Source organism: Streptomyces sp. NPDC051136, assembly GCF_044455745.1.
In the GTDB taxonomy this organism is placed as follows: domain Bacteria; phylum Actinomycetota; class Actinomycetes; order Streptomycetales; family Streptomycetaceae; genus Streptomyces.
The window spans coordinates 52775-78783 of the sequence record NZ_JBITFE010000005.1 but is presented as its reverse complement, the minus strand read 5'-3'; the positions used below and the strand labels follow the sequence as shown (position 1 = coordinate 78783).

Below are 26009 nucleotides of genomic sequence, written 5' to 3'. Positions count from 1 at the left end.
GCGCGCGTCCGGCCGCCGGACGATGACCCCTCGTGACCGACACCTCCCCCACCGACACGGCTCCCGCAGACACCTCCCCCACCGACGCGCCCACCGGCCTGCGCGCCCTGCTGCCCGACCTCTCCCCCTGGCGGGCCTCCCGCGACTTCCGGCGGCTCTGGGTCTCCGGTCTGATCACGAACTTCGGGAGCTTCCTGACCTTCGTCGCGCTGCCCGTGCAGATCAAGGAGCTGACGGGCTCGGCGACCGCGGTGGGCGCCATCGGCGCCGTGGAACTGGTGCCGCTGGTGGTGTTCGGGCTGTACGGCGGTGCCCTGGCCGACGCCTGGGACAAGCGGAAGCTGATCCTGTGGACGGAGGCAGGTCAGGGCGTGCTGTGCGCGGCGCTGCTGGTCAACGCGCTGCTGCCGAGCCCCGCCGTGTGGCCGCTGTACGTGATCGCCGCGTTCACCTCGGCGTTCGGCGCGGTCCAGCGCCCGGCCCTGGACTCGCTGACCCCGCGGATCGTGGCCCACGAGCACCTGCCGGCCGCCGCCTCGCTGAACGCGCTGCGCTGGCAGGTCGGCGCGATCGCCGGGCCGGCGCTGGCGGGCGTGGTGGTGGCGTACGCGGGGCTCGGCTGGGCCTACGCGGTGGACCTGGTCACCTTCGCCGTCTCGGTGGCGCTGGTGGTGGGCCTCGCCTCCTCGCCCGCCTCGCACGAGGCGGTGCGGCCGTCGTGGGCGGCGATCGCCGAGGGTGCCCGGTACGCGTGGAACCGCAAGGAGCTGCTGGGCACCTACGCCGTGGACATCGCGGCGATGCTGCTGGCCATGCCGCTGGCGGTGCTGCCGTTCCTGGCCGACGAACTGGACGCCGAGTGGTCGCTCGGTCTGATGTACGCGGCGATCCCGGCGGGGGCGCTGCTGGTGAGCGTCAGCAGCGGGTGGACGTCGCGGGTGCACCGGCACGGGCGGATGGTGGTGCTGGCGGCGGCCGGCTGGGGCCTGGCCATCGCCGCCGCGGGCTTCGCCGGGAACGTGTGGCTGGTACTGCTGTGCTTCGCCCTCGCCGGGGCGTGCGACATGGTCAGCGGTGTCTTCCGCGGCGCCATGTGGAACCAGACCATCCCGGACGAGCTGCGCGGCCGGCTCGCGGGGATCGAGCTGCTGTCGTACTCGGTGGGTCCGCAGCTCGGCCAGGTCCGGGCGGGCGGCACGGCCGCGCTGGCGGGGGTACGGGCGTCGGTGTGGTCGGGCGGGCTGCTGTGCGCGGGCGCGGTGGGACTGCTGGCGCTGTGCCTGCCGACGATGATGACGTACGACGTGCGGACGAACGAGCACGCGGTGCGGCTGCGCGAGAAGCGCGCGGCCGGCACCGCGAGCGCCTGACCGGTCCGTCCCCGCTCAGTCGTTCCTGTCGCCTTCGGCGCTCCCCGCCGAGGGGGCGTCGTGCCACCTGGGGTCGTTCTCCCACTCCAGGTTGCGTTCGCGGGCGGTCCGCATCGCCTGCTCGGCCTCGGTGCGGGAGGCGTACGGCCCGAAACGGTCCTTGCCCGGGCAGTCCGGGCCCTCCTCGACCTTCTGGTGCTCCAGGCAGTAGTACCACTCGCCCGGTTTGCCGACCGTGCGCTTCTTGAACAGGGCCATGGGCAGCTCCTCTCGCCACCGACATGTTCCCCCATGCGTGCTGGTTAGACTCGCTGCATGTCTGGCCAGTCGCTGCTCGTACCAGGGGAGCTGTCTCCCACCCGTTCCGTGCCCGGAAACATCCGCAGGCCCGAGTACGTCGGCAAACCCGCGCCGACCCCGTACACCGGTCCGGAGGTGCAGACGCCCGAGACGATCGAGGCGATGCGCGTGGCCGGGCGGATCGCGGCGCGGGCGATGGAGGAGGCCGCGAAGCACATCGCGCCCGGCGTGACGACGGACGAACTGGACCGGGTGGCGCACGCGTACATGTGCGACCACGGCGCCTACCCCTCGACGCTCGGTTACCGGGGCTACCCCAAGTCCCTGTGCAGCTCGGTCAACGAGGTGATCTGCCACGGCATCCCCGACTCCACGGTGCTGCGTGACGGCGACATCGTGAACCTCGACGTGACGGCGTACATCGGCGGGGTGCACGGCGACAACAACGCGACGTACCTGGTCGGTGACGTGGACGAGGAGAGCCGGCTGCTGGTCGAGCGGACCCGGGAGTCGCTGGCCCGCGCGATCAAGGCGGTCAAGCCGGGCCGGCAGATCAACATCATCGGCCGGGTCATCGAGTCGTACGCGAAGCGGTTCGGGTACGGGGTGGTGCGGGACTTCACCGGTCACGGCATCAACTCGTCGTTCCACTCGGGGCTCATCGTCCCGCACTACGACAGCCCGCACGCGACGACGGTCATCCAGCCCGGGATGACCTTCACGATCGAGCCGATGCTGACGCTCGGGACACACGAGTACGACATGTGGGACGACGGCTGGACGGTCGTGACGAAGGACCGCAAGCGGACGGCCCAGTTCGAGCACACGCTGGTGGTGACCGACTCGGGCGCGGAGATCCTAACCCTGCCCTGACCGCGCACGCCCCCGGACGGCCCGCTCTCCTCGGAGGGCGGGTCGTTTCGCGTTCCGGTGGGTACGCTTTTGCCGACAGCCCGTCGGCAACCTATTGACTTAGGTAAGCCTAACCACAGAAAATCGCGCCCATGGACTCCTTCTCGACCCTCATCCGCACGGCGTCCCACGAGCAGCACGTGGAGGCGGAGACCTCCACCTTCATGAGCGACCTGCTCGGGGGCCGGCTCGGCGTGGACGCCTACGCGCGCTACACCGAGCAGCTGTGGTTCGTCTACGAGGCCCTGGAGGCCGCCGCCGGACGGCTGGCGGCGGACCCGGTGGCCGGACCGTTCCTCCGGCCGGAGCTGCTGAGACTGGCCTCCCTGGAGCGGGACCTGGCGCACCTGCGCGGCGCCGGCTGGCGCGCGGGCCTGACCGCCCTGCCCGCGACCGAGGCGTACGCGGCCCGGGTGCGCGAGTGCGCCGAGGACTGGCCGGCGGGGTACGTCGCCCACCACTACACGCGCTACCTCGGCGACCTGTCGGGCGGTCAGATCATCCGCGACAAGGCCGAGCGGACGTGGGGCTTCGCCAGGAAGGGCGACGGGGTCCGGTTCTACGTCTTCGAGGAGATCACCAACCCGGCGGCCTTCAAGCGGGAGTACCGCGACCTGCTGGACGGCATCCGCGCGGACGACCTGGAGAAGCAGCGGATCGTCGCGGAGTGCAAGCGCGCCTTCGCCCTGAACACGGCGGTCTTCCGGGCGCTGGGCGAGGAGTTCCCGCTCTCCGCGTGAGCGACGCCCGCGCCGCCGACGCGGACGCGGGCGCCCCGGAGACGCGCCGGTCCCCCTCGGCCGACGGGGCCGAGGGGGACCGGGGAGCGAACGGCGGGACCGGCTCAGTTGTCGATGTCGTAGTCGTCGCTGCGGCAGTTGATGCCGCCGAAGTACAGGTCGCCGGTGCTGTCCGTGGTGATGGCGCCGAAGTACGGGCTGCACGTGGCGTCCGAGTCACCGTGCAGGGGGCCGTCGAAGGCGGTGGCCGCCGCGGCGCCGCCGGCGGTCATGGCGACGGTCAGCAGGACGGTGGCGAGAGCGGAGCGGATGCGCATGGAGTTCCTCTCGGGTCGGTGAGCGGTCAGGCCCAGAGGTCCCCCCTCGCCGTCGCGCGCACACGCTGTTCCACCCGTACGGAGGCGTGCCACGGGGTGACCTTCACCGCTCCAGGCGCACCCGGCCCCCGATCTCCACCCAGCCCCCGGGCTGAGGCGCCGTCAGAATCTGCGAACCGGCGCCCTGGGTGATGTTCAGCGCCCGGCCCAGCCGCCCGGTCAGCAGCAGCGCCGCCGCGCCGGTCGCCTCGTCCTCGTCGATGCCGTCGTCGCGCCCGGGAAAGGCACGGGCGCGCACCCGCCCCGCCGCCTCGTCCTCCCACGCCCAGGCGTACACCCACTCCCCCTTCGCGGGCACCGCGAGGGCGTCGACCTCGGCGACGGTGGCGTGCTGACGCAGTGTCCGCGGCGGGGCCCACTCGGGGCGGGCCTCGATCCAGCTGAACTCCCCGTCGAGGCGGGCGCCCACCACCCCGGCCGGGGTGACGAGTTCGGGCACGTCGAGCAGCCAGGCGGTGCCGACGCAGGGGTGTCCGGCGAAGGGCAGGCGCAGGGTGGGCGTGTAGATGTCGACGACGCCGCGCTCCGGGTCGTCGACGAACACGGTCTCGCTGAAGCCGAGTTTCGCGGCCAGCTCCTGCCGCCGCTCGGGCCGCGGCAGTACGGATCCGTCCCGGACGACGCCCAGTTCGTTGCCGTATCCGCCGTTCGGCGCGCAGAAGACGCGGAGTACGTCGTAGTCGGTCACCGGGGCATTCAAGCATCGCCGGCGGCGGTCCAGGCGGGGTGGGGGACAAGGTCACCTTTGACGCGCCCTTGACCGTCCCATGAGCACCTCATTGAGCCACCGTGACCGGCCCGTGCTCATACACCGTCCATGAGATTCGGATCACCGTACGGACAGGTTTTCCTTAGGAAATCCTTAGGTATGTTAGGCCAGCCTCACCTTCCTCTGAGGCCCGTCACGCGCAGTTTTCGGTCACCTCTTGGAGCCCCGCATGCGAGCCGCCAGACTTTCCGTCGTCACCGCCGTCGCGACCGCCGCGGCCCTGGCCGCCGTCACCGGGTGCACGGAGAAGAGCGACGCCGAGGACGGCGACCACGTCATCGCGGTGACGGCGACGGACGACGCGTGCGAGGTGTCGAAGACGGAGTTCCCGGCCGGGCACGTCGAACTCGCCGTCGAGAACAAGGGCTCCAAGGTCACCGAGGTCTACCTCCTCTTCCCCGACGACCGGGTGGTCACCGAGCGGGAGAACATCGGCCCCGGCACCAAGCAGCGGGTCACCGCCGAGGTGAAGGCCGGCGACTACCGGATCGCCTGCAAGCCCGGCATGAAGGGCAAGGGCATCCGCCAGGACGTCAAGGCCACCGGCGGCAAGGCCGCGGCGCGCGACCCGCGGCTCGACGAGGCCGTGGCCGCCTACCGGCAGTATGTGCAGCAGCAGGCCGACGAGACCCTCCCGAAGGCCGAGGCGTTCGCGAAGGCCGTCCGGGCCGGTGACCTGGAGGCGGCGAAGAAGGCGTACGCACCCTCCCGCATCGGCTGGGAGCGCACCGAGCCGGTCGCGGAGTCCTTCGGTGACATCGACCCGCAGGTCGACGTCCGCGAGGACGGCCTGGAGGAGGGCCAGGACCCGGCGACCGACTGGACCGGCTGGCACCGCCTGGAGAAGGCGCTCTGGCAGGACGGGAAGATCGGCGACCGGGAGAAGGAGCTGGCCGCCACCCTGGTCACCGACCTGAAGGACTGGCAGAACCGGGTCGGCAAGGCCGAGATCACCCCCACCTCCATGGCCAACGGCGCCAAGGAGCTTCTCGACGAGGTCGCCACCGGCAAGGTCACCGGCGAGGAGGAGCGCTACTCGCACACCGACCTGGTCGACTTCAAGGCCAACGTCGAGGGCGCGCAGAAGTCGTACGCGCTGCTGAAGCCGGTCGCCGAGGAGAACGACGCGGCGCTGACGAAGGAGCTGGACGGCCAGTTCGCGGCGCTGGACAAGCTGCTCGACCAGTACCGGCCGAGCCCTTCCTCCTACGAGTTCACCTCCTACGACAAGGTCGGCAAGGCGGACCGCAAGGAGCTGTCCGACGCGGTCAACGCCCTGGCGGAGCCGCTGTCCAAGCTCGCCGCCGCCGTGGTCGCCCAGTAGGCGCGGAAGGACGACGATGACGGACACCGAGTCCTCCTCCCCCGCCCCCTCCCGGCGGGCGCTGATCGGCTGGGGCGGCGCGGGTCTCGTGCTCGGCGCGGCCGCGGCGGCCGGCGGTGCGGTGGCGATGGAGCGCACCGGCGACGACGCGCTTGCGGCCGGCGCGGGCTCCGCCGTCCCCTTCCACGGGCCGCACCAGGCGGGTATCGCCACCCCGGTGCAGGACCGGCTGCACTTCGCGGCGTTCGACGTGACGACCGAGGACCGTGCCGCGTTCGTCGCGCTGCTCAAGGAGTGGACGGCGGCCGCCCGCGCGATGACCGCCGGCCGGGCGGTGGGCGAGGGCGCCTACGGCGGACTGGCCGAGGCTCCGCCGGACGACACCGGCGAGGCGCTGGGCCTGAGCCCGTCGCGGCTCACCCTCACCCTCGGCTTCGGCCCGTCCCTCTTCGCGAAGTTCGGCCTCGCCGGCCGGCGTCCCGAGGCCCTGGCCGACCTGCCGAAGTTCCCCGGCGACAACCTCGACACGTCCCGCAGCGGCGGCGACCTGTGCGTCCAGGCCTGTGCCGACGACCCCCAGGTCGCGGTGCACGCGATCCGCAACCTCGCCCGCATCGGCTTCGGCAAGGTGGTGGTGCGCTGGTCGCAGCTCGGTTTCGGCAAGACGTCGTCCACGACGCCCGACGAGCAGACCCCGCGCAACCTGCTCGGCTTCAAGGACGGCACCCGCAACATCGCGGGCACGGAGCGGGACCGGCTGGACCGGCACGTCTGGGCCGACGCGAAGGACGGGTCCGCGTGGATGGCGGGCGGCTCCTACCTCGTCGCCCGGCGCATCCGCATGCACATCGAGACCTGGGACCGTACGTCCCTCCAGGAGCAGGAGGACGTGTTCGGCCGCGACAAGGGCGAGGGCGCCCCGGTCGGCAAGGCGAAGGAACGCGACGAGCCGTTCCTGAAGGCGATGAAGCCCGACGCGCACGTGCGGCTCGCGCATCCCGACTCCAACGCCGGGGCGACGCTGCTGCGCCGCGGCTACTCCTTCACCGACGGCACGGACGGCCTGGGCCGCCTGGACGCCGGTCTGTTCTTCCTCGCCTACCAGCGCGACGTGCGCACCGGTTTCATCCCCGTCCAGCGCAACCTGGCGACGGACGCGCTCAACGAGTACATCCAGCACGTGGGTTCGGCGGTCTTCGCCGTGCCGCCCGGGGTCCGCGACGCGGACGACTGGTGGGGCAGCACGCTGTTCGGCAAGGAGGCGTAACCGTGTTCTCCAACTACCTGATCGGACTGCGCGAGGGCCTGGAGGCCTCGCTCGTCGTCTGCATCCTGATCGCCTACCTGGTCAAGACGGGCCGCCGGGACGCCCTGAAGCCCATCTGGGCGGGCATCGGCGTGGCGATCGCCCTCGCGTTCGGCTTCGGCTGCGCGCTGGAGTTCGGCTCGCAGGAGCTGACGTTCAAGGCGCAGGAGGCGCTGGGCGGTTCGCTGTCGATCGTCGCCGTGGTCCTGGTGACGTGGATGGTCTTCTGGATGCGGCGCACCGCCCGGCACCTGAAGGCGGAGCTGCACGGCAGGCTGGACGCGGCCCTCGCGATGGGCACCGGCGCCCTGGTGGCCACGGCGTTCCTCGCGGTGGGCCGGGAGGGCCTGGAGACGGCGCTGTTCGTGTGGGCGTCGGTGCACGCGGCGAGCGACGGCACCCCGCGCCCGCTGATCGGCGTGGCCCTGGGCCTGGCGACCGCGGTGCTGCTCGGCTGGCTGTTCTACAAGGGCGCGGTGCGCATCAACCTGGCCAAGTTCTTCACCTGGACCGGCGGCATGCTGGTCGTCGTGGCGGCGGGCGTCCTGGCGTACGGCGTGCACGATCTCCAGGAGGCCGACCTGGTACCGGGCCTGACGCACCTGGCCTTCGACATCAGCGGCACGGTCGACCCCTCCAGCTGGTACGGCACCCTGCTCAAGGGCGTGTTCAACTTCCAGCCCGATCCGACCGTCCTCCAGGTCACGGTGTGGCTGCTGTACCTGGTCCCGGCGCTCGCGCTCTTCCTCGCCCCGGTAGGGTTCGCCTCCGGGAAGGGGAAGGTGAAGGAACCTGATGAGCCAGGATCGCGGCCCTCGAAGGCCCCGCAGGCTTGAGAAGTGCGCGCTCATATCCGCCTCGGCGACCGCTTTGTCGCTGGCGGCGAGCGGATGCGTGGTGGTGCACGGTGAGCGCGAGGTGCTTCCCTCGGCCACCCGTGCGGAGGCCGCGAAGGCACTGGAGCAGTTCACCGCCGCGTACAACAAGGCCGACAAGGCGTACGACGCCTCCCTGGACGCCGACCGCACGACGGGCGCCCTCGCCGCGATCGACTCGGCGCGGCTGAAGGCGGGCGCCGCCAACCACCCCGACGGCAATCCGGCGCACACCCCGCTGGAGCTGACCGACACCAGGTTCACCGTCCCGAAGAAGGCGGGCTGGCCGCGCTGGTTCGTCGCGGACGCCAAGGCCAACAAGGGCGGAAACGCGCGTTGGTTGCTGGTCTTCACCCGGAACGCCATGAAGGAGCCCTGGGAGGCGGCGTACCTGACGCTGGTCGCCCCCGGGAAGGTGCCCGAGTTCAAGACGGACCGGGACGGCTGGGCCCAGGCCGTGCCCGCGAACTCGGCCGACGTGAGCGTCCCGCCGGCCTCCCTGAGCAAGGACTACACGGCCTACCTCCAGGACGGCGGGAAGGTCTTCGCCGACGGCACGCACACCAGTGCCTGGCGCGCCGCGCGCGCGAAGCGGTCGGCCCGCCCCGGCCTGGCCACGCAGTACATCGACGAACCGCTGACGAACGGCGACTACGCGCCGCTGGCACTGCGCACGAAGGACGGCGGGGCGCTGGTGTTCTTCACCACCCGGCACTTCGAGAAGCAGACCGCCGCGCGGGGCGCGTCCGTGCCGACGCCGAACAAGGACGTGCTGGCGCTGACGGAGGGCGAGATCAAGCAGTCGCTGACGATGGAGTTCGTCTCCAACGAGGTGGCGCTCGATCCGGCGGACGGCCCGGTGTCGGTGCTGGGCCGGGTCCAGGGCCTGACGTCGGCGAAGGGCGAGTAGTCCGTCAGCGGCGCAGGGGCCAGGCGGCGCCCGCGTGGTCGCTGTCCTCACCGGCGTGCCGGGAACAGGCGTCGGTGAGGGTCTCCAGCAGGGTCAGCGGGTCCGGCAGCGGGTGCTCCGGGCCCCGCACCCAGTGCACGGTCCGGTCCTCGCCCGGCAGCCGGGCCGGCGGCACCAGTACGTAGGAACCGCGGCAGTGCCAGCGCAGCCCGGGATGCTCGTCCATGGTCTCGGGGTGGCAGTCCAGCTCGCAGGGCCACCACTCGTCCTCGTCCTCGGGGGTGCCCCGGGTGAGGGTGAACAGCAGCATGCGCCCGTCGTCGCTCTCGGCGACCGGACCGACCTCGACTCCGGCGTCGAGCAGCCGCCGCAGCGCCTCGCGGCCGGCCTCCAGCGGCACGTCGAGCACGTCGTGCACCATGCCGGTCGCGGTGATGAAGTTGGCCTCGGGCTGGTGCCGGGCCCAGCGCTCGATCTGGCCGCGGTCGGTGGTGGACTGCGTCTGCCAGGCGAACGACACCGGGTGCCGGGCCGGGGTGGGACAGCCCACGCGGTCGCAGGAGCAACGGTAACCGGCGGGGTGCGCGGCGGGCGCCAGGGGCAGTCCCGCACCGGCGGCGGCGAGCAGCAGATCCTCCCGGCCACCGTCCGGGGCGGCCTCCTTGGGGCGGCGTCCGCGCAGCCACGAGGAGAGTTTGCCCTGCAGACCGCTCCGACCGCCGAACTCCGCGCTCATCTATCCCCTTGCCCTCGCCGTCGTGCGCACCAGCATGCCCTATCGTCGCACCATTTGACGCTTCGGGGTCGCGAAGGGACAAACTTCCCTGGTCAGGCCTCTTCGGTCACCGTGGAGCGAGGCCGTGGAGCGCGTAGTCGACGAGGGTGTCGGTGTACTCGTAGGAGACCGGGCCGGTGTGCTGCAGCCAGCGCTGGGCCAAGGGCGAGACGAAGAGTTCGAGCGCGATGCGCGGGTCGACCTCCGGCCGCACCTGGCCGGCCTCCTGGGCGGCCCGCAGTCGGTCGGCGTGGAGCTGGAGCGAAGGCTCCAGGAGCTTGGCGACGAACTCCCGGCCGAGCTGCTCGTCGACGAGCCCCTCTGCCGCCAGGGCCCGGGAGGGCGCCTCGAACTTCGGGTCGTACAGCTGGTCCACGGTGGCGCGCAGCACCGCCTTGAGGTCGGCGGCGACGTCACCGGTGTCCGGGATGGCGTAGGGCGCTTCCCCTCCCTGCGCCCGTACGGCCTGTTCACCGAGGTCGAGGAAGGCCTCCAGCAGGACCTGGGCCTTCGACGGCCACCAGCGGTAGATCGTCTGCTTGCCGACTCCGGCGCGGGCGGCGATGCCCTCGATGGTGGTCTTGGGGTAGCCGATCTCCCCGACCAGGGAGAGGGCGGCGTCGTAGATGGCCTGGCGGGACCGCTGGCTGCGCCGGGTGGCGTCGGGGTGCGGCCGCTGGGCGGCGGGGGTGCGGGTGGACTTCTGTGTGGCCATGCTCCGAAGTTACCAGGTTGACAAGACGGTCCGTCTCGCTGACAGTGGAGGCGCATCGAGACGAACCGTCTCGTATCGCAACCCTCGCGATCCGACGCACACGAACACCAAGGAGCACCCCATGACCCGAGGCGGAACCGGAAACATGCTGGGCGTCGGCGGCACGCGCCGGAATCTCGGACGTGACGCCCTGCGCGGCGGCGGCCGGGCGGACCGCGCCGGCGGCGGCCCGTCCCCGCAGGCGCAGAAGCGCGAACTGCTGCGCGCACTGCGGCAGCGCAGGCAGGACCGCAGCACCTGACCGAGCTGTCCCCGGCCGCTCAGTGGCGGGGCGCCCGTGCGCTCTCCAGGTAGTGCAGGACGGCCGCCACCCGCCGGTCGACCTGGTCGGCCGGGGACAGATCGAGCTTGGCGAAGATGCTGCGGATGTGCTTGTGGACGGCGCCGTCGGTGACCACGAGCCGTCCGGCGATGGCACTGTTGCCCAGGCCCTCGGCCATCAGGGCGAGCACCTCCCGCTCGCGCGGACTCAGCCGCTCCAGCCGGGTGTCCTGGCGGCCGCGGGTGAAGAGCTGGGCGACGACCTCCGGGTCGATGGCGGTACCGCCGCCCGCGACCCGGCCGAGCGCGTCCATGAACTCCTCGACCCGGCCGACGCGCTCCTTGAGCAGGTAGCCGAGGCCGCCCACGCCGCCGGTCAGCAGGTCGGTGGCGAAGGACTGCTCCACATAGGCGGAGAGCACGAGGACGGCCAGCCCGGGACGCCGCCGCCGTGCCTCGACGGCGGCGCGGACGCCTTCGTCGGTGTGGGTGGGCGGCATGCGCACGTCCAGGATGGCCACGTCGGGTTCGTGGGCGTCGATGGCCGCAAGCACCGACTCGGCGGTCTCCGCGGTGGCCACCACGTCCAGACCCTCGGCCCGCAGCAGCAGGGCGAGCCCTTCGCGCAGCAGCGGATCGTCCTCGGCGATCACGATCCGCAGGGCGCGGTGCACGTCACGTTCCACGGGGAGTCCAATCCAGCTAGACGGGCGCCGACGACCCTACTCCGTAAGGAGGTTGACCCGGCGGGTCACTCGTCCCCCACCGGCCACGGGTCTCCCCAGGCCACGTCGCGCGCCGCCTTGTACAGGTCGCCGTGGCGCTTGGTGACCGTCCGGCGGCGGAGCTGCTCGTCGGGCTCGCACAGGTCGAGCAGGACCTGCCCCTTGCGGATCTGCGGACGCCGGACCACGCGGGAGGGCGCCGGGGAGACCGGGAGGCGGGTGGCGGCGACGTAGCTGAACTTCTCGTCCTCGTAGGCGAGGGAGCCGCTCTTGACCTGCCGGTGCAGGGAGGAGCGGCTGACGCGCGCCGCGAAGTGGCACCAGTCCGTGCCGGGCACGATGGGACAGGCGGCGCTGTGCGGGCAGGGCGCGGCGACCCGGAACCCGGCGGCGATCAGCCGGTCACGGGCCTCGATGATCCGGGCATAGCCGGCGGGGGTCCCGGCCTCGACGATCACGACGGCCTGCGCGGCGCCGGCGGCGGCGTCGACGAGGGCGGCGCGGTCGGACTCGGTCAGCTCGTTGAGCACGTAGGACACCGTGACGAGATCGGTGCGCTCGACGGTGAGCGCGGCTCCGATGCGGGAGCACTGCCAGCGGGCGTCGCGCAGGGCGGGGAGCGAGGCGGCGATCTCGCGGCCGAGGGCGAGCGCGGGTTCGGCCCAGTCGAGCACGGTCACCGGGCGCGTGCCGTCCCAGGTGTCGCTGACGGCCCAGGTCGCGGCGCCGGTCCCACCGCCCACGTCCACGTGGCTGCCGGGCGCCCAGTCCGGCACGGCCGCGGCGAACTCGGCGAGCGCGGAGCGTACTGCGGCGAAGGTGGCGGGCATGCGGTACGCGGCGTAGGCCACGACGTCGGCGCGGTCGCGGAGGATGGGAGCGTCGGTCGGGGTGTCCCCGCGGTAGTTGGCGATCAGCCGCTCCACGGCCTGCGCGGCCTGGCGGGGCGGGAGCCCGTCGACGAGGTCGGTGAGGGTGGCGCGGAGGGTGTCGGCGGGGTGGTTCACTCGGCGATTGTACGAGGCACTCCGTGGGTGGCGTTTGTCGGTGGGCCGGGGTTGGCCTGTGGCCCGGGGCGGGCCGCGACCGGCGTTATCGGTGGCCCGGGGTCGCCCTGTGGCCCAGGGGGCCCGCGACCCGGCGTGGGCCGGTGGCCCGGGGACGGGGCGGGGCGAGGAGACGTGTGGCCCGGCGCTGCCGGGGTGCCGCTGCGCCCACCCGTGCCGCCCCAGCGGCACGACTGCCCGCAGCTGGGGCGGGGAAGCCGCGTACGGCGGGGAGGGGGCGGGGGGGGGGGTGTTCGCCCGCAGCGGTTGGCGCGTCAACGCGGCCCGCTTCTGTGGCCGACCGATTCCGCGCCGTTCCGAGGACGGACACCCCCCCCCCCCCCCCCCCCCCCCCCCCCCCCCCCCCCCCCCCGCAACCCCCCCCCCCCCCACACCCCCCCCCCCCCCCCCCCCCACCGAACCCAAGGCGCTACACGCACCCCCACCGAACCCGCACAGGCGCCGCAGGCACCACACCCACCCACCCCCACAGGCCGCCGCAGGCCTCCGCCACCCCCGCCACAACCGAACCCCCACAGGCGCCGCAGGCGGCCGGGTCAGGGGCGTACTGCTCGGGCCAGCTCTGTGCACAGGGTCGCGCGGGGGGTGTTGGCCGGGGGGCGGCGGCGGGGGTGGACGGTGTTGGCGAGGAGGACCGCGAAGGTGTCCGTGGCCCGGTCGAGGACCAGCATCGTGCCGGTGAAGCCGGTGTGCCCGGCCGCCCCCCGCCCCGCCAGCTCCCCCATGAACGACGGCTGGTCGAGGACGAAGCCCAGCCCCGGTTCGGTCAGCAGCAGTTCCACGAAGTCGGGCCCGAGGATGCGCGCCGGCCCGTGCGAGCCGCCCGCGAGCAGCGTCCGGCAGAAGACCGCGAGGTCCCGCCCCGTCGAGAAGAGCCCCGCGTGACCGGCCACGCCACCCAGCGCCCACGCGTTCTCGTCGTGGACGACCCCGCGCAGCATCCCCCGGTCCACCTTGGCCCAGGGCCGCCGCTGGTCCTCGGTGGCCGCCGCGCCGGGACACGGCCCGAAGTGCGTCGCCGTCATGCCCAGCGGCCGGGTGATCCCGTCGCGGACGAGGACGTCGAGCGTGCGGCCGGTGATGCGTTCCAGGACCTCCTGGAGGAGCAGCATGTTCAGGTCGGAGTAGCAGTACGTCCCCGGCACCCCCACGGGCGGCTCCGCCCGCAGCCGCCGCATCCGTTCCTCGTCGTCGGCGCAGTCGTACAGCGGGAGTTCGGCCCGCAGCCCGGAGGTGTGGGTGAGCAGCTGCCGCACGGTGACGCGGTGCTCGGCCGCGCCCCGGAAGTCCGGCAGGTAGGCGCCCACCTCCGCGTCGATGCCGAGCGTGCCCCGCTCGATCTGCTGCACGGCGGCGACCGCGGTGAACAGCTTCGTCAGCGAGGCGAGGTCGAAGGGCGTGTCGACGGTCGCCGGCACCCGGGAGCCCGCGGGCAGCTCCACACCCGTGTCGCTGTGCGGGTCGTAGGCGGCGTAGCGCACGGCCCAGCCCGCCGCCTCCTCGACGGCGAGCACGGGCCCCCGCCCGACGGCCACGACGGCGCCCGCCGCCCAGGGACGTTCGCCCACCGTGAGGTCGTGCACCAGGGCGACGACACGGCGGAGCCGCTCGGGGTCGAGCCCGGCCCGCGCCGGGGTGTCGCCACGCAGTCTCGGAGCGCTCAGTTGTCCGCTCCCTTGCCCGTTCCCGTGCCCGTTTCCCCGCGTGCCCCCCGCCCGCGGCACATGGTCACGAGGAAGCCCAGCGCCACGACCGCCGCCACCAGCTGGACCACGGCCATCGGTACGGCGGTGTCCTCCCCGGCGATCCCGACCAGCGGGGAGGCGACGGCACCGATGAGGAAGGAGGACGTGCCGAGCAGCGCGGAGGCGGAGCCGGCGGACTGCTTGACCCGCATCAGGGCGAGCGCCTGGGTGTTGGGCAGGCTGATGCCCATCGCCGACATCAGCACGAACAGCGCGACGGCGACCGGGGCGAGCCCGACCTCTCCGAAGACGCCCAGGGACATGAGCAGCAGCGCGGTCGCGGCGGCGATCACGACGACGAGGCCGAGGGCGAGCACCCGGTCCAGCCTGACCCGTCCGACCAGGACCTTGCCGTTGATCTGCCCGACCACGACGAGCCCGATCGAGTTGAGGCCGAACAGCAGGCTGAACGTCTGCGGGGAGGCCCCGTAGATCTCCTGCACGACGAACGGCGAGGCCGCGACGTAGGCGAACAGCGAGGCGAAGGCGAAGCCGCCGGCGAACATGTACCCGGTGAAGGGCCGGTCGGCGAGCAGCCCGCGCATCGCGCGGAGGGTGTCGCCGACGCCGCCGGCGTGCCGCTCTTCGACGGGCAGCGTCTCCGGCAGCCTGGCCCACACGAGCGCGCCGAGGGCCACGCCGACCACGACGAGGACGACGAACACGCCCCGCCAGTCCGTGAAGCGCAGGATCTGCCCGCCGATGAGGGGCGCGACGACCGGCGCGACGCCGGAGATCAGCATCAGGGTGGAGAAGAAGCGGGCCATGGCCACGCCGTCGTACAGGTCGCGTACGACGGCGCGGGAGATGACGATGCCGGCGGCGCCCGCGAGCCCCTGCACCAGCCGGAAGGCGACGAGGACTTCGACGGTGGGCGCGAAGGCGCACAGGGCGGTGGCGACGACGTAGACGGCGAGCCCGGCCAGCAGCGGCCGCCGGCGCCCCCACTTGTCGCTCATCGGACCGACCACGATCTGCCCGAGGGCCATGCCGGCCAGGCACGCGGTGAGCGTGAGCTGGACGGTGGCGGCGGGTGCGCCCAGGGACCGGGTGACCTCGGGGAGCGCGGGGAGGTACATGTCCATCGCGAGCGGCGGCGTGGCGGTGAGGCTGCCGAGGATGAGGGTGACGAGCAGACCGGTGCGGCGCGCGGCACGCAGCGAGCGGAGGGCCGGTCCCGTCCCCGCCTGCGACCTCGGCGCCGTCGACGACATCGGCGCCGCCGAGGTCGAAGGCGTTGACGGCGTGGACGACATCGGCGCCGTCGAAGACGCTGACGGCGTCGGTTTCGGCTTCGGCGGCGTGGTCGTGTCCGGTGACCGGTGCGGTACGGACGGCCCGCGCTCGGGCATGTGCCCCTCCCTCTCCTACGGATCCGCCACCTATGCTCTCAGCTCGTACGCCGTTGAACGAACAGACTCGAACAACGGGCGGCGAACGACGGAAAACGAACCTGAGCGAGGGTGGGGCAGGGTGTCAGCGGTGACCGGGCAGAAGGTGCGCTGGGGGATTCTCGCGACCGGCGGGATGGCGGCGCGTTTCACGGCGGATCTGGTCGATCTGCCGGACGCGGAGGTGGTGGCGGTCGCGTCGCGGACCGAGGCGTCGGCGAAAGCGTTCGCCGAGCGGTTCGGGATACCGCGGGCGTACGGCGCCTGGGAGACGCTGGCGCGGGACGAGGACGTCGACGTGGTGTACGTCGCGACCCCGCACTCGGCGCACCGGACCGCGGCCGGCCTGTGCCTTGAGGCCGGGCGGAACGTGCTGTGCGAGAAGCCGTTCACGCTGAACGCGCGCGAGGCGGCGGAGCTGGTCGCGCTCGCCCGCGAGCGGGGTGTCTTCCTGATGGAAGCGATGTGGATGTTCTGCAATCCGCTGGTGCGGCGCCTGAAGGCACTGGTGGACGACGGAGCGGTCGGCGAGGTCCGCAGCCTCCAGGCGGACTTCGGCCTCGCGGGCCCGTTCCCGCCGGCGCACCGGCTGCGCGATCCCGCGCAGGGCGGCGGCGCGCTGCTCGACCTGGGCGTGTACCCGGTGTCGTTCGCGCAGCTGCTGCTCGGTGAGCCCGCGGACGTCACGGCGCGGGCGGTGCTCTCGGAGGAGGGCGTCGACCTCCAGACGGGCGCGCTGCTCTCCTACGGGAGCGGCGCGCTCGCCTCGGTGCACTGCTCCATCACCGGCGGTACGCCCAACTCGGCGTCGGTCACCGGCTCCGAGGGCCGAATCGACGTCCCGAACGGCTTCTTCTTCCCGGACCACTTCGTCCTGCACCGGGACGGCCGCGAGCCGCAGGTCTTCCGCGCCGACCCGGCCGACGGGCCCCGCGAGAGCCTGCGGCACGAGGCCGAGGAGGTCATGCGGGCCCTGCGCGCCGGGGAGCGCGAGTCGCCGCTGGTCCCGCTGGAGGGCACGCTGGCCGTGATGCGGACGCTCGACGCGATCCGGGACCGCGTCGGCGTCCGCTACCCCGGCGAGGAGACCGCGCCCGCGGACCGTGAGGTCACGCCGGCTTGAGCCCCGGCTCCCCGGCCTCGGTGACGAAGGACCCGGCGGTGGTGAGCGGCGCGCCCTCGGTGGAGACGTGGGACACCGTCTTGAAGTCGGCGCGCGCCGACTCGCGGCCGAGGGACACCGTCGCGTAGCCGCGCCGCCCGTTGAAGAACTTCAGGTGCGGGTTGGCGGTCATGAGGGTGTCCCAGTTGGAGGGCTTCTCCGAGCCGTCGCGGCCGCTGGTGACGGAGGTCGTGACGATCTCCGTACCCAGGGTGCGGGAGTCCGGGTCGTCGAAGTCGCGCTTGATGTCGAAGCCGTAGGAGACGTGCACGTCGCCGGTGAGGACCATGAGGTTCTCGATCCCGGCGGCCTGTGCGCCGGCCAGGATGCGTTCGCGGGAGGCCGGGTAGCCGTCCCACGAGTCCATGGAGACCTGGGACGGTGTGGTGGTCGAGTTGTACCGCTGGGAGAAGGTGACCTGCTGGGGCACCACGTTCCACAGGGCGTTCGACCGGTGCCAGCCGTTGATCAGCCAGCGCTCCTGGGCGTCCCCGGTGAGCGTGCGGGACGGGTCCGTGGACTCGGGCCCGGGGTACTGCCAGCCGTCGCCGTACGCCTGGTCGGAGCGGTACTGGCGGGTGTCGAGGACGTCGAACTGGGCGAGGCGGCCCCAGTACAGGCGGCGGTAGAGCTTGAGGTCGGGGCCGTCGGGCAGCTGGGGCGTGCGCAGCGGCATGTTCTCCCAGTAGGCCCGGTAGGCGGCGGCCCGGCGGATGAGGAACTCCTCCGGCGGGACGCTGTTCTCCGGGGTCTCGTCGGCGTAGTTGTTCTCGGTCTCGTGGTCGTCCCAGGTGACGATGAACGGGTGCGCGGCGTGCGCGGCCCGCAGGTCGGGGTCGGACTTGTAGAGGGCGTACCGCAGGCGGTAGTCCTCCAGCGTCACCGTCTCGTGGTTGAAGAGGGCGGGCAGGGTGCCCGCGGGGTAGGCGCGGGAGCCGCCGGTGGCGTTCACGGCGTACTCGTAGAGGTAGTCGCCGAGGTGGAAGACGACGTCCACGTCCTCCTGGGCCAGGTGCTTGTACGCGGTGTAGTACCCCTCGTCGTACTTCTGGCAGGAGACGAGGCCGAACGTCAGGTCGGAGACCCTGCTGTGCTGCGCGGGCGCGGTGCGGGTGCGGCCGGCCGGGCTGACGTACCGGCCGGCGCGGAAGCGGTAGTGGTAGACGTGGCCGGGCTCGAGGTGGTCGACCTCGACGTGCACGGTGTGGTGGAACTCGGGGTGGGCGGTGGCCCGGCCCCTTCTGACGACGCGGCGGAACCGTTCGTCCAGGGCCAGCTCCCAGCTCACCTCGACGCGTTTGGCGGGCAGTCCGCTGTCGGCCTGGTACGGGGCCGGGGCCAGGCGCGTCCACAGCAGCACGGAGCCGGGCTGCGGGTCGCCCGAGGCGACGCCGAGCGTGAAGGGGTTGGCGGTCAGCTGCGCACCGTCCAGCTCGGCGGCGCTCGCGGTGCCGGCGGCCGGCAGGTTCACCGAGAAGGCGAGCGCGGCGGCGGCGCCGGTGACGGTCAGGAACCGGCGGCGGCCCAGGCTGCGGGCGGCGGCGCGGAGTTCGGGCGCGTGCGAGGTCTTCGTCCGGGCCGGGCCCTGGTGGTTCGCGGGTGTCATCCGTTCCTCCCCAAGCGGTGGTTGCAAGGGGAATTCGAAGCGCCGGGAACGACCCCGGCTTGGCGCGGACATGGCGATCGTATGTCGGACGGATGAGTTCCGGATGTTCCGCGACCCGTACCCTGCCGACTCATGAACGCTGTGAGAACCACCGACGAGGAAAGCGCCGGCCGGCCGAAGGTCGCCGTCGTCACGGGCGCCGGCTCCGGCATCGGCCGGGCGGTCGCCGTCGAACTGCTCCGGGCCGGCTGGTCGGTGGCGCTGGCCGGCCGCCGCCCCGAACCCCTGGCGCAGACGGCCGCGGCGGCACCCCCGGGCGGCGGCACGGCACTCACCGTCCGCGCCGACGTGTCCCGCCCCGAGGAGGTGGCGGCCCTGTTCGGCGCGGTGCGCGACCGGTTCGGGCGGCTGGACCTGCTGTTCAACAACGCGGGGACGTTCGGTCCCGGCGGCGTGCCGGTCGAGGAGCTGCCCTACGACGCCTGGCGGCACGTGGTGGACACCAACCTCAACGGCGCGTTCCTGTGCGCGCAGGCGGCGTACCGGCAGATGAAGGAGCAGGACCCGCGGGGCGGCCGGATCATCAACAACGGTTCGATCTCGGCGCACACGCCGCGCCCGCACTCGGTGGCGTACACGGCGACGAAGCACGCGCTGACGGGCCTGACCAAGTCGCTGTCGCTGGACGGCCGCCCCTACGGCATCGCGGTCGGCCAGATCGACATCGGCAACGCGGCGACCGAGATGACGGCCGGCATGCAGACCGGCGCGCTCCAGGCCAACGGGGAGACGGCACCCGAGCCCGTGATGGACGTGGCCGACGTGGCGCGCACGGTGCGGCACATGGCCGAGCTGCCGCTGGAGGCCAACGTGCAGTTCGCGACGGTCCTGGCGACGGCGATGCCGTACGTGGGGCGCGGCTGAGCCGGTCCGCCGGGCGAACTCACCGAGCCGGTTCCCCGAGCCCTTCGCCGCACCGGATCACGTCAGCTGTTCACATCATCGGAATTTCAAAGTCCGCGGTATTGCAGCCGGTGAAGGACATATGCTCAAATCTCCTTCACCGGAGCTTCACACATGAGGCGTTGGTCTTCCACAACGCTCCACGGACCATGCCGAGGGGGGAGACGGCAGCCGTTCCGCCACCGGCTGGGGGTGGGTCCCGCGCGGGATGCGCGGGGTGCACACCGGTGGACGGAACGGCTGCCGCACCAAGTCCCGGCGCGTTACGCCTGTCCGGTCTCGAACCGGGCGATCCGGCCGTCCTCGTCCACGGTGAAGTCCCACCGGGTGCGCATCTCGCCCCAGGTGTCGTTGCGGTAGCGGGCGATGAGGGCGCGACCGCCGTTCGACTCGTTGTCGACCTCCAGGTGACCGTTGGAGGAGAAGATCTCCTGGTCGATCCACTGGTCGAGGTTCCGGTCGTCCCCGTCGTCGGCCATGGTGGCTCCCGGCGCGAGCAGCGCGAGGAAGGCCTCGCGGTCGTGGGCGTTGACGGCGGCGACGAAGGCGCGGACCGCCGGGTCGCTGAGTCGCGTGGTCTGAATCGTCATGGCGGCAGCGTCACACCGGCTCCGCACCCCCGCCACCGGGCCCGCCGGCCGGCCCACCGCCCGCCACCACCCGAACGGCGCCCGCGACGGGCCCCGCCGCCACGGACGGGTGACGGTGGGGAGGTGATCCGCCGCCGCCCGCGGCGGCCGTCCGCGAGGGAGTCGAAGTGAACTGCTCTGACCGGCGTGATCTCGGGCTGCTGCTGCTCCGCCTGGGCACCGGCGGCGTCCTGGCCGCGCACGGCGCGCAGAAACTGCTCGGCTGGTTCGGCGGCGGCGGGATCGAGGGCACCGGCCAGGCCATGGAGGCCATGGGCTACGCGCCGGGGCGGGCCAGCGCCACCGCGGCGGGCCTCGCGGAGGCGGGCGGCGGGGCGCTGCTGGCGCTGGGCCTGGCCACCCCGGCCGCGGGCGCGGCCGCGGCCGGAGCGATGGCGGGCGCCGCGGCGGTGCACGCCCCGAACGGCTTCTTCGCCCAGGCGGGCGGCTACGAGTACGCGGCCTCCCTCGGCCTGACGGCCGCCGGTCTGGCGGTCGCGGGACCCGGCCGCCTCTCCCTCGACCACGCGCTCGGCCACGCGGTCAACCGGAACTGGATGGTCCCCGCCGCCCTCGCGGTGACGGCCGCGGCCACGACCGTCGTCGTGGGCGCCCGGAACAGGCGGTTGCGCCGGGCGGCGGAGGGACAGCAGGAACCGCTGTTCGACTGACGCCCGCGGGGAGCGGGACCGTGGCACGCTGCTCCGCATGAGCGACAACCCGCACGGCCTGGCAGCCGACCCCTGGAGCACCGTCGACGACCTGTGGGCGTGGCTGGAGGCGGACCAGCCCGTCGGCGGCAGGGAGGGCCTGCTGCTGCGCGTGCTGAAACTGTCGGAGGAGGTCGGTGAGGTCGCCGAGGCGGTGATCGGCGCGACCGGCCAGAACCCGCGCAAGGGTGTCACCCACACCTGGGAGGACGTGGAGGCGGAGCTGTGCGACGTCGTGATCACGGCGATGGTGGCGCTGCGTACGCTGACTCCCGAGGCCCGGGTGGTGTTCGGCCGGCACCTGGCACGGGTGGCGGACCGCTCGCTGGGTGCGTGAGCGGCGCGCGGAGGTCCGCACCCGTGCCGACGGGCCACGGGTGCGGACCGGCGCCGGGTCAGCCCGCGGTGCAGGAGACCGAGGGCCAGGTCCAGTTGCCGTTGGCCTGGATGGTGGCGCCCCAGGTGCTCCCGCTGCCGTTGGACTTGGCGGTCAGCGTCTGCGCGCTCGGATAACTCGCGCTGACGTTCCACGTCGACAGGACCTTCGCCGGAGACGGCACGTTCATCGTCACCGTCCAGCTACTGGCCCCGCTGACCGACACGTTCAGGTTGTACCGGTCCCCCCACTTCTGCCCGGCGGACAACGTCGCGGTGCACCCGCCGCCGCCACCGCCGCCTCCCCCACCGCCGCCGCTGCCGCCGCCGTCGGGGGCGACCGCACGGCCGGTCTGCGGCGAGATCATGCCGGAGCACAGTCCCTTGCCCGCCAGGGTCTGCGCGATGCGGGGGATGGCCGCCAGGGTGTTGGCGGGCCAGTCGTGCATGAGGATGACCTGGCCGTTGCCGAGGCGGGAGACGGCCTGCACGATCGCGTCGGTACTGGCGTTGTTCCAGTCCTGCGAGTCCACGTCCCAGATGACCTCGGTCAGCCCGTACTTGGCCTCGACCGACCTGAGCGTCGCGTTGGTCTCGCCGTACGGCGGCCGGAACAGCTTGGGCGTCCCGCCGCCCGCGCCCGCGATCGCCTGCTGGGTGCGGGAGATCTCCGAGTCCATCTGGGCCTGGCTGAGCTGGGTCATGTGCGGGTGGGTGTAGCTGTGGTTGGCGACCCACATGCCGGCGTCCACCTGGGCCCGGACCAGGGACGGGTTCTGGGCGGCGTACTGCCCCTGGTTGAACATGGTGGCCCGCAGCCCGTTCTGCTTGAGCGCGTTGAGCAGGGACTGGGTGCTGCCGGAGGGGCCGTCGTCGAAGGTGAGGCCGACGTAACCGGTGCAGGCGGCGGCCCGGGACGGGGCGGCGCCCGCCGCCACGGTGCCCGCGGCCGCGAGCGCGGTCACGGCCACACCGGTGGCCAGGGTGCGCAGGCCGCGCGACGGACGGGGGCTGGTGCGCGTACGCATGGATCCTCCTCGCTGGTGTCGTGCGGTGGGGTCAGCCCGCGGCGCAGGAGACCGAGGGCCAGGTCCAGTTGCCGTTGGCCTGGATGGTGGCGCCCCAGGTGTTCCCGCTGCCGTTGGACTTGGCGGTCAGCGTCTGCGCGCTCGGATAACTCGCGTTGACGTTCCACGTCGACAGGACCTTCGCCGGAGACGGCACGTTCATCGTCACCGTCCAGCTACTGGCCCCGCTGACCGAGACGTTCAGGTTGTACCGGTCCCCCCACTTCTGCCCGGCGGACAACGTCGCGGTGCACCCGCCGCCGCCACCGCCGCCTCCCCCGCCACCACCGCCGCCGGAGCCCGTACCGCCGACGTTGATGCTGGAGTTGCCGCTGCTCTGGTAGCCCTCGGTGGCCATGATCATGTAGTAGCTGAAGTTGCCCAGCGGCATCCCGGCCCGCGCCCACGCGTCGAAGTGGTTGCCGGTGGTGATGGTGCCGCCGGTCCGCTTCGCCTGCCGCACGCTCCAGTACTGGTCGAAGGTGCGGGTGCCTTCGACGGAGGGCTTGTTGACGCGGGTCGTCCGGTAGATGTCGTAGGTGCCGCCGTCGCTGGTGACGGTGCCCTTGTACTCGCCCGTGGGGCGGTAGGTGCCCCAGTTGTCGACGATGTAGTACTCGACCAGCGGGTTCGACGTCCACCCGTAGAGGGCCAGGTACGCGTTGCCGGACGGGTTGAAGGTGCCCGAGTACTGCACGGTCCGGCGTCCGCCGTTGCTCCAGCCCTTGCCGGCGACGAAGTTGCCGGTGTTGCTCCAGGAGGTGCTGTACTGACCGCCGGAACCCATGTTCATGGAGACGGTGCCCTGGCTGTCGGTCCAGAACGAGTAGTAGTAGCCGTTGTCGGTGCCCTCCTGGTTGGTCGTGACGACCGTGTCGGCCTGGGCGGTGCCCGGCAGCATCAGCGCGGCGAGCGCGGCCAGGGCGACGGCCCACGCGCCTCTGAGGAGCAGGGCGGCGGAGCCCCGTCTGCGGCGCCGCGGTGGAACGAGCAGGTTCATGGAAGGCGTTCCTCTCCTGCGGGGGTTCGGACAACGGCGCCAGTGTTGGCCTGCACTTGTCGAGCGTCAACACTTTCGGTCGACATTTCGAAACCTGCGACGTCGTCGTGAACACCTCGCGGAGGAGTCACGCGCAGCTCAGCCCACTTGTGACCCCCGGCGGCATGCTGCGAGCAGAAGAAGCTCGCAGATGCCGCCGGAAAGGCACTTGGCCTTCTCCGAAAGTTTCGAAGAGGGTTCAGCAGCCCCCGTCCGCCAGCACGAAGTACCCGGGGGACGTCTCCTTCAGGGTGTGGGTGACGGCGACGTTGTACAGGCCCATGTTCTGGTTCGAGCCGTTCGCGTAGGTGTAGCCGCCGCTCTGGTGGGCGCGGCCCGCGGCGACCTGGTGGTAGTTGGAGGCCGTGTAGCACCGGGGCGCGGCGCCGGTGGTCGTGGCCGTGACCGCCCCGGACCGCGTCCCCTCGGCACCGGAGGGGTCGATCGCGGCGACGGTGTAGCGGTAGGCGGTGCCCGCGCTCAGGCCGGTGTCTGTGAAGGACGTGCCCGTCGGGGAGCCGACCTTGCCGCCGTCGCGGTAGACGGCGTACGAGGCGGCGCCGCTCACGGCGGTCCAGGACAGCCCGGCGCTCGTGCCGGTGGTGCCGGTGACCGTCAGCCCGGACGGCGCCGGCAGGGTGCCCTCGCCGTCGCCCGGGGACGCGTCCAGGCCCCAGAACTTCCCGGTGTAGTAGCTGGAGCAGACGCGGTTCAGGTAGTACGTGCCGGTGCTTCCGCAGCTGTCGGCGCCCGATCCGGGGCTCACCGCGAGCCCGTGGGCCATGCCGGAGACCGAGTACAGGGCCACGGCGGGCCGGCCGGCCGGGTCGTCGTAGGTGCTCTCGGTGGTGCTCCCGGGCAGGCTCCGCGTGCCGGAGGCGGTCTGGCCGATCCCCCAGACGTCGGTCCACTGGTCGCGCAGTTCGGTGCCGTTGACCGGGGCGACGGTCCCGTCCGCGGTGCCCTGCCAGATCGCGACGCGGGGCCACGGACCGGTGTAACCGGGGTAGGAGCCACGGACCTTGTCGCCCCACTGCTTCGGGGTGAGGCGCTGGTCGCCGTACTGGCAGCCCGACGCGGCGGCCAGGCTGGTCGCGCACTGCGCGGGCAGTCCGGAGGCGACCGCGCCGCCCGCGAAGACGTCCGGGTAGGCCGCGAGCAGGTCGGCGGTCATGCCGCCGCCCGCGGACAGGCCGGTGACGAAGACGCGGTGGCGGTCGGAGCCGTACCGCGCCGCCGCGTGGTCGACCATCTGCACGACCGAGGCGGCCTCGCCCCGGCCGCGGGTGTCCTCGGCGGGGTCGAACCAGCTGAAGCAGGACATGCTGTTGTTGGCCGGGCCGGTCTGCGGGTACACCACCGCGAAGCCCCAGGCGTCGGCGAACTTCTGCCAGCCGGAGTGGGCGTGGTAGTCGCTCGCCGACTGGGTGCAGCCGTGCATCGCCACGACCAGCGGCGCGTTCGCGGGGAGGTCGGCCGGCGCGTACACGTACATCCCCAGGTTGCCGGGGTTGGAGCCGAAGCCGGTGACCTGCTGGAGGCCGTCGGCCGCGACGGCGGGCCGGACGAGCGGGGAGAGGGTGGTCAGGCCGGCGGCGAGGCCGAGTGCCACGGCCAGGACGCGGCGTCCGAAGGCGCCGCGCGGGGTGAGGGAACGCATGGGGTGACTCCCGTGGGTGTGAGGTGGGAGAGCTGCTGCGGACGCTGCGGCGGACACCGCCCGCCCGCCGACGTACCGGCGTGCTGGGAGCGGACCGTACGACCGCGCCGGTGACCGCGACATGTGAGCGGCGCCCAGCGGGGCGCCCGGCGCAGTGGTGGCCCGGACCATGGCGCCGCCGATGCCGCTGTGGCAGGGCCAGGGGATGGTGGCGGCCACCATGCCGGGGAGCGGAATTGTGTGACGGGCCCCTGTGTCTGCGCTCTCGCTTCCTTCCTACGGTGTTCCGCCATGGAGAGCACCGAGAATCCCCTCACCCCCCGGTTCCTGGCCGGACGCAAGGCCCTGGTCACCGGGGCGGCCGGCGGAATCGGCCGGGCCTGCGCCGAGGCCTTCGCCGCGGCGGGCGCCGAGGTGTACGTCGTGGACCTGGCCGCCGAGGGCGCCAAGGACGTGGCCGCGGCGACCGGCGGCACGGCCGTCGTGGCCGACCTCTCCGACCCGGACGCGGTGGAGGCGCTGCCCGGCGACGCCGACATCGTGGTCAACAACGCCGGCCTCCAGCACGTCGCCCCCGTGCACGAGTTCCCGATGGACCGCTTCGCCCTCATCCAGCGGGTGATGGTGGAGGCCCCCTTCCGGATCGTGCGCCGCACCCTGCCGCACATGTACGCGCGGGGCTGGGGCCGGGTCGTCAACGTCTCCTCGGTGCACGGCCTGCGCGCCAGCGCCTACAAGTCGGCGTACGTCATGGCCAAGCACGCCCTCGAAGGGTTCAGCAAGGTGGTCGCGCTGGAGGGTGCCGCGCACGGGGTCACCAGCAACTGCCTCAACCCCGGCTACGTCCGCACCCCGCTGGTCGAGGACCAGATAGCGGACCAGGCGCTCGCCCACGACATCCCGGCGGGCGAGGTGGTCGAGCGGGTCTTCCTGGAACGCACCGCGATCAAGCGGCTGATCGAGCCGGCGGAGGTCGCCGAGGCCGCCCTGTGGCTGTGCGCCCGCAACACCGGCTACATCACCGGCTCCTCACTGCCGCTGGACGGCGGCTGGACCGCCCACTGAGAACCGGCCGTGGGGGGGGGGGGGGGGGGGGGGGGGGGGGGGGGGGGGGGGGGGGGGGGGGGGGGGGGCGCGGGGGGGGGGGGCGGGGGGCGGGGGGGGGCGGGGGGCGGC

The 26009-nt window shown here is 72.9% G+C and carries 27 protein-coding genes; 13 read left to right on the top strand and 14 right to left on the bottom strand.

Annotation, left to right across the window (positions count from 1 at the left end; genetic code table 11):
* The first annotated feature begins 32 nt into the window (after positions 1 to 32).
* On the top strand, positions 33 to 1370 hold the full coding sequence (locus tag ACIBCJ_RS15645) for an MFS transporter (RefSeq protein WP_399282567.1): 1338 nt from the start codon (positions 33 to 35) through the stop codon (positions 1368 to 1370).
* Positions 1371 to 1385: 15 nt separating this feature from the next.
* Here the strand turns inward: ACIBCJ_RS15645 and ACIBCJ_RS15640 are convergent, their stop codons facing one another.
* Positions 1386 to 1628: a hypothetical protein gene (locus ACIBCJ_RS15640; RefSeq protein ID WP_362103112.1), complete on the bottom strand. Its 243-nt coding sequence runs from the start codon at positions 1626 to 1628 to the stop codon at positions 1386 to 1388.
* Between the two features lie 57 nt (positions 1629 to 1685).
* On the opposite strand from ACIBCJ_RS15640, the gene map reads away from it, so the two are divergent.
* Positions 1686 to 2543: a type I methionyl aminopeptidase gene (map, locus tag ACIBCJ_RS15635; RefSeq protein WP_133888280.1), complete on the top strand. Its 858-nt coding sequence runs from the start codon at positions 1686 to 1688 to the stop codon at positions 2541 to 2543.
* Positions 2544 to 2674: 131 nt separating this feature from the next.
* Positions 2675 to 3322, top strand: a complete 648-nt coding sequence (locus ACIBCJ_RS15630; protein ID WP_365980102.1) for a biliverdin-producing heme oxygenase — start codon at positions 2675 to 2677, stop codon at positions 3320 to 3322.
* A gap of 104 nt (positions 3323 to 3426) precedes the next feature.
* On the opposite strand, the gene ACIBCJ_RS15625 is transcribed toward ACIBCJ_RS15630, so the two are convergent.
* Positions 3427 to 3639 (bottom strand): hypothetical protein, encoded by a 213-nt coding sequence (locus ACIBCJ_RS15625; protein WP_362103118.1) that lies wholly within the window; start codon positions 3637 to 3639, stop codon positions 3427 to 3429.
* Between the two features lie 103 nt (positions 3640 to 3742).
* A complete protein-coding gene (locus ACIBCJ_RS15620; RefSeq protein ID WP_362103120.1) occupies positions 3743 to 4387 on the bottom strand; it encodes a PhzF family phenazine biosynthesis protein in 645 nt (214 codons plus the stop codon).
* Between the two features lie 250 nt (positions 4388 to 4637).
* Here ACIBCJ_RS15620 and efeO point away from each other — a divergent pair, with 250 nt between their 5' ends.
* The 4 genes from efeO to ACIBCJ_RS15600 are packed head-to-tail and all read left to right on the top strand — an operon-like array spanning position 4638 to position 8883.
* Complete coding sequence (gene efeO, locus ACIBCJ_RS15615) at positions 4638 to 5792, top strand: iron uptake system protein EfeO (protein ID WP_365980101.1); 1155 nt, start codon at positions 4638 to 4640, stop codon at positions 5790 to 5792.
* Between the two features lie 16 nt (positions 5793 to 5808).
* A complete protein-coding gene (gene efeB, locus ACIBCJ_RS15610) occupies positions 5809 to 7059 on the top strand; it encodes an iron uptake transporter deferrochelatase/peroxidase subunit (RefSeq protein WP_362103127.1) in 1251 nt (416 codons plus the stop codon).
* Positions 7060 to 7061: 2 nt separating this feature from the next.
* Positions 7062 to 7934, top strand: a complete 873-nt coding sequence (gene efeU / locus ACIBCJ_RS15605; RefSeq protein ID WP_365980100.1) for an iron uptake transporter permease EfeU — start codon at positions 7062 to 7064, stop codon at positions 7932 to 7934.
* On the top strand, positions 7894 to 8883 hold the full coding sequence (locus ACIBCJ_RS15600) for a hypothetical protein (protein ID WP_362103131.1): 990 nt from the start codon (positions 7894 to 7896) through the stop codon (positions 8881 to 8883). Before efeU ends, ACIBCJ_RS15600 begins: the two co-directional genes overlap by 41 nt.
* Positions 8884 to 8887: 4 nt before the next feature.
* Here the strand turns inward: ACIBCJ_RS15600 and ACIBCJ_RS15595 are convergent, their stop codons facing one another.
* Positions 8888 to 9619, bottom strand: coding sequence for a bifunctional DNA primase/polymerase (locus tag ACIBCJ_RS15595; protein WP_362103133.1), 732 nt, complete (start codon positions 9617 to 9619; stop codon positions 8888 to 8890).
* Positions 9620 to 9725: 106 nt separating this feature from the next.
* A complete protein-coding gene (locus ACIBCJ_RS15590; RefSeq protein ID WP_362103135.1) occupies positions 9726 to 10373 on the bottom strand; it encodes a TetR/AcrR family transcriptional regulator in 648 nt (215 codons plus the stop codon).
* Between the two features lie 121 nt (positions 10374 to 10494).
* Here ACIBCJ_RS15590 and ACIBCJ_RS15585 point away from each other — a divergent pair, with 121 nt between their 5' ends.
* Positions 10495 to 10674 (top strand): DUF6243 family protein, encoded by a 180-nt coding sequence (locus ACIBCJ_RS15585; protein WP_362103137.1) that lies wholly within the window; start codon positions 10495 to 10497, stop codon positions 10672 to 10674.
* A 19-nt stretch (positions 10675 to 10693) separates the two neighbouring features.
* On the opposite strand, the gene ACIBCJ_RS15580 is transcribed toward ACIBCJ_RS15585, so the two are convergent.
* The 4 genes from ACIBCJ_RS15580 to ACIBCJ_RS15565 form a co-directional block, all read right to left on the bottom strand.
* Complete coding sequence (locus tag ACIBCJ_RS15580) at positions 10694 to 11356, bottom strand: response regulator transcription factor (protein WP_362103183.1); 663 nt, start codon at positions 11354 to 11356, stop codon at positions 10694 to 10696.
* Between the two features lie 89 nt (positions 11357 to 11445).
* Positions 11446 to 12426 carry a small ribosomal subunit Rsm22 family protein gene (locus ACIBCJ_RS15575; protein ID WP_365980099.1) on the bottom strand — a complete coding sequence of 327 codons (981 nt, stop codon included), beginning with the start codon at positions 12424 to 12426 and terminating at the stop codon, positions 11446 to 11448.
* Positions 12427 to 13022: 596 nt separating this feature from the next.
* On the bottom strand, positions 13023 to 14069 hold the full coding sequence (locus ACIBCJ_RS15570; RefSeq protein WP_362103141.1) for a serine hydrolase domain-containing protein: 1047 nt from the start codon (positions 14067 to 14069) through the stop codon (positions 13023 to 13025).
* Positions 14070 to 14146: 77 nt separating this feature from the next.
* The gene (locus tag ACIBCJ_RS15565) at positions 14147 to 15445 is read right to left on the bottom strand and encodes a multidrug effflux MFS transporter (protein ID WP_365981511.1); all 1299 of its coding nucleotides are present in this window, start codon (positions 15443 to 15445) and stop codon (positions 14147 to 14149) included.
* 268 nt (positions 15446 to 15713) lie between these two features.
* On the opposite strand from ACIBCJ_RS15565, the gene ACIBCJ_RS15560 reads away from it, so the two are divergent.
* Positions 15714 to 16745 (top strand): Gfo/Idh/MocA family oxidoreductase, encoded by a 1032-nt coding sequence (locus tag ACIBCJ_RS15560; protein WP_362514058.1) that lies wholly within the window; start codon positions 15714 to 15716, stop codon positions 16743 to 16745.
* Here the strand turns inward: ACIBCJ_RS15560 and ACIBCJ_RS15555 are convergent.
* Positions 16732 to 18390 carry an alkaline phosphatase D family protein gene (locus ACIBCJ_RS15555; protein WP_362103147.1) on the bottom strand — a complete coding sequence of 553 codons (1659 nt, stop codon included), beginning with the start codon at positions 18388 to 18390 and terminating at the stop codon, positions 16732 to 16734. The two genes, ACIBCJ_RS15560 and ACIBCJ_RS15555, sit on opposite strands and share 14 nt — an antisense overlap.
* A gap of 132 nt (positions 18391 to 18522) precedes the next feature.
* Between ACIBCJ_RS15555 and ACIBCJ_RS15550 the strand changes: the two genes are divergently transcribed.
* Positions 18523 to 19314 (top strand): SDR family oxidoreductase, encoded by a 792-nt coding sequence (locus ACIBCJ_RS15550; protein WP_362103149.1) that lies wholly within the window; start codon positions 18523 to 18525, stop codon positions 19312 to 19314.
* Between the two features lie 302 nt (positions 19315 to 19616).
* Here the strand turns inward: ACIBCJ_RS15550 and ACIBCJ_RS15545 are convergent, their stop codons facing one another.
* Positions 19617 to 19943 (bottom strand): nuclear transport factor 2 family protein, encoded by a 327-nt coding sequence (locus ACIBCJ_RS15545; protein ID WP_362103151.1) that lies wholly within the window; start codon positions 19941 to 19943, stop codon positions 19617 to 19619.
* A gap of 167 nt (positions 19944 to 20110) precedes the next feature.
* On the opposite strand from ACIBCJ_RS15545, the gene ACIBCJ_RS15540 reads away from it, so the two are divergent.
* Both ACIBCJ_RS15540 and ACIBCJ_RS15535 read left to right on the top strand, forming a co-directional pair.
* Complete coding sequence (locus tag ACIBCJ_RS15540) at positions 20111 to 20653, top strand: DoxX family protein (protein ID WP_133888262.1); 543 nt, start codon at positions 20111 to 20113, stop codon at positions 20651 to 20653.
* Positions 20654 to 20690: 37 nt separating this feature from the next.
* Positions 20691 to 21029 carry a MazG-like family protein gene (locus ACIBCJ_RS15535; RefSeq protein ID WP_362103153.1) on the top strand — a complete coding sequence of 113 codons (339 nt, stop codon included), beginning with the start codon at positions 20691 to 20693 and terminating at the stop codon, positions 21027 to 21029.
* 58 nt (positions 21030 to 21087) lie between these two features.
* Here ACIBCJ_RS15535 and ACIBCJ_RS15530 read toward each other — a convergent pair whose 3' ends face one another.
* The 3 genes from ACIBCJ_RS15530 to ACIBCJ_RS15520 all read right to left on the bottom strand — a co-directional run bounded on the left by ACIBCJ_RS15530 (position 21088) and on the right by ACIBCJ_RS15520 (position 24833).
* Positions 21088 to 22095, bottom strand: a complete 1008-nt coding sequence (locus tag ACIBCJ_RS15530; RefSeq protein WP_362514064.1) for a polysaccharide deacetylase family protein — start codon at positions 22093 to 22095, stop codon at positions 21088 to 21090.
* 31 nt (positions 22096 to 22126) lie between these two features.
* Entirely contained in the window at positions 22127 to 23134 is a 1008-nt protein-coding gene (locus ACIBCJ_RS15525; protein ID WP_365981513.1) for a glycoside hydrolase family 11 protein, read from the bottom strand.
* A 238-nt stretch (positions 23135 to 23372) separates the two neighbouring features.
* On the bottom strand, positions 23373 to 24833 hold the full coding sequence (locus ACIBCJ_RS15520) for a PHB depolymerase family esterase (RefSeq protein WP_365981514.1): 1461 nt from the start codon (positions 24831 to 24833) through the stop codon (positions 23373 to 23375).
* A 291-nt stretch (positions 24834 to 25124) separates the two neighbouring features.
* On the opposite strand from ACIBCJ_RS15520, the gene ACIBCJ_RS15515 reads away from it, so the two are divergent.
* Entirely contained in the window at positions 25125 to 25898 is a 774-nt protein-coding gene (locus ACIBCJ_RS15515) for a 3-hydroxybutyrate dehydrogenase (protein WP_362103157.1), read from the top strand.
* Positions 25899 to 26009: the final 111 nt, after the last annotated feature.

What these genes read in the sequence shown, in the direction of transcription:
- ACIBCJ_RS15640 (WP_362103112.1), bottom strand. Translation starts at nt 1,628, where the DNA reads ATGGCCCTGTTCAAGAAGCGCACGGTCGGCAAACCGGGCGAGTGGTAC.
- map (WP_133888280.1), top strand. Translation starts at nt 1,686, where the DNA reads ATGTCTGGCCAGTCGCTGCTCGTACCAGGGGAGCTGTCTCCCACCCGT.
- ACIBCJ_RS15630 (WP_365980102.1), top strand. Translation starts at nt 2,675, where the DNA reads ATGGACTCCTTCTCGACCCTCATCCGCACGGCGTCCCACGAGCAGCAC.
- ACIBCJ_RS15625 (WP_362103118.1), bottom strand. Translation starts at nt 3,639, where the DNA reads ATGCGCATCCGCTCCGCTCTCGCCACCGTCCTGCTGACCGTCGCCATG.
- efeO (WP_365980101.1), top strand. Translation starts at nt 4,638, where the DNA reads ATGCGAGCCGCCAGACTTTCCGTCGTCACCGCCGTCGCGACCGCCGCG.
- efeB (WP_362103127.1), top strand. Translation starts at nt 5,809, where the DNA reads ATGACGGACACCGAGTCCTCCTCCCCCGCCCCCTCCCGGCGGGCGCTG.
- ACIBCJ_RS15600 (WP_362103131.1), top strand. Translation starts at nt 7,894, where the DNA reads ATGAGCCAGGATCGCGGCCCTCGAAGGCCCCGCAGGCTTGAGAAGTGC.
- ACIBCJ_RS15595 (WP_362103133.1), bottom strand. Translation starts at nt 9,619, where the DNA reads ATGAGCGCGGAGTTCGGCGGTCGGAGCGGTCTGCAGGGCAAACTCTCC.
- ACIBCJ_RS15590 (WP_362103135.1), bottom strand. Translation starts at nt 10,373, where the DNA reads ATGGCCACACAGAAGTCCACCCGCACCCCCGCCGCCCAGCGGCCGCAC.
- ACIBCJ_RS15585 (WP_362103137.1), top strand. Translation starts at nt 10,495, where the DNA reads ATGACCCGAGGCGGAACCGGAAACATGCTGGGCGTCGGCGGCACGCGC.
- ACIBCJ_RS15565 (WP_365981511.1), bottom strand. Translation starts at nt 15,445, where the DNA reads ATGTCGTCGACGGCGCCGAGGTCGCAGGCGGGGACGGGACCGGCCCTC.
- ACIBCJ_RS15555 (WP_362103147.1), bottom strand. Translation starts at nt 18,390, where the DNA reads ATGACACCCGCGAACCACCAGGGCCCGGCCCGGACGAAGACCTCGCAC.
- ACIBCJ_RS15550 (WP_362103149.1), top strand. Translation starts at nt 18,523, where the DNA reads ATGAACGCTGTGAGAACCACCGACGAGGAAAGCGCCGGCCGGCCGAAG.
- ACIBCJ_RS15545 (WP_362103151.1), bottom strand. Translation starts at nt 19,943, where the DNA reads ATGACGATTCAGACCACGCGACTCAGCGACCCGGCGGTCCGCGCCTTC.
- ACIBCJ_RS15535 (WP_362103153.1), top strand. Translation starts at nt 20,691, where the DNA reads ATGAGCGACAACCCGCACGGCCTGGCAGCCGACCCCTGGAGCACCGTC.
- ACIBCJ_RS15530 (WP_362514064.1), bottom strand. Translation starts at nt 22,095, where the DNA reads ATGCGTACGCGCACCAGCCCCCGTCCGTCGCGCGGCCTGCGCACCCTG.
- ACIBCJ_RS15525 (WP_365981513.1), bottom strand. Translation starts at nt 23,134, where the DNA reads ATGAACCTGCTCGTTCCACCGCGGCGCCGCAGACGGGGCTCCGCCGCC.
- ACIBCJ_RS15520 (WP_365981514.1), bottom strand. Translation starts at nt 24,833, where the DNA reads ATGCGTTCCCTCACCCCGCGCGGCGCCTTCGGACGCCGCGTCCTGGCC.
- ACIBCJ_RS15515 (WP_362103157.1), top strand. Translation starts at nt 25,125, where the DNA reads ATGGAGAGCACCGAGAATCCCCTCACCCCCCGGTTCCTGGCCGGACGC.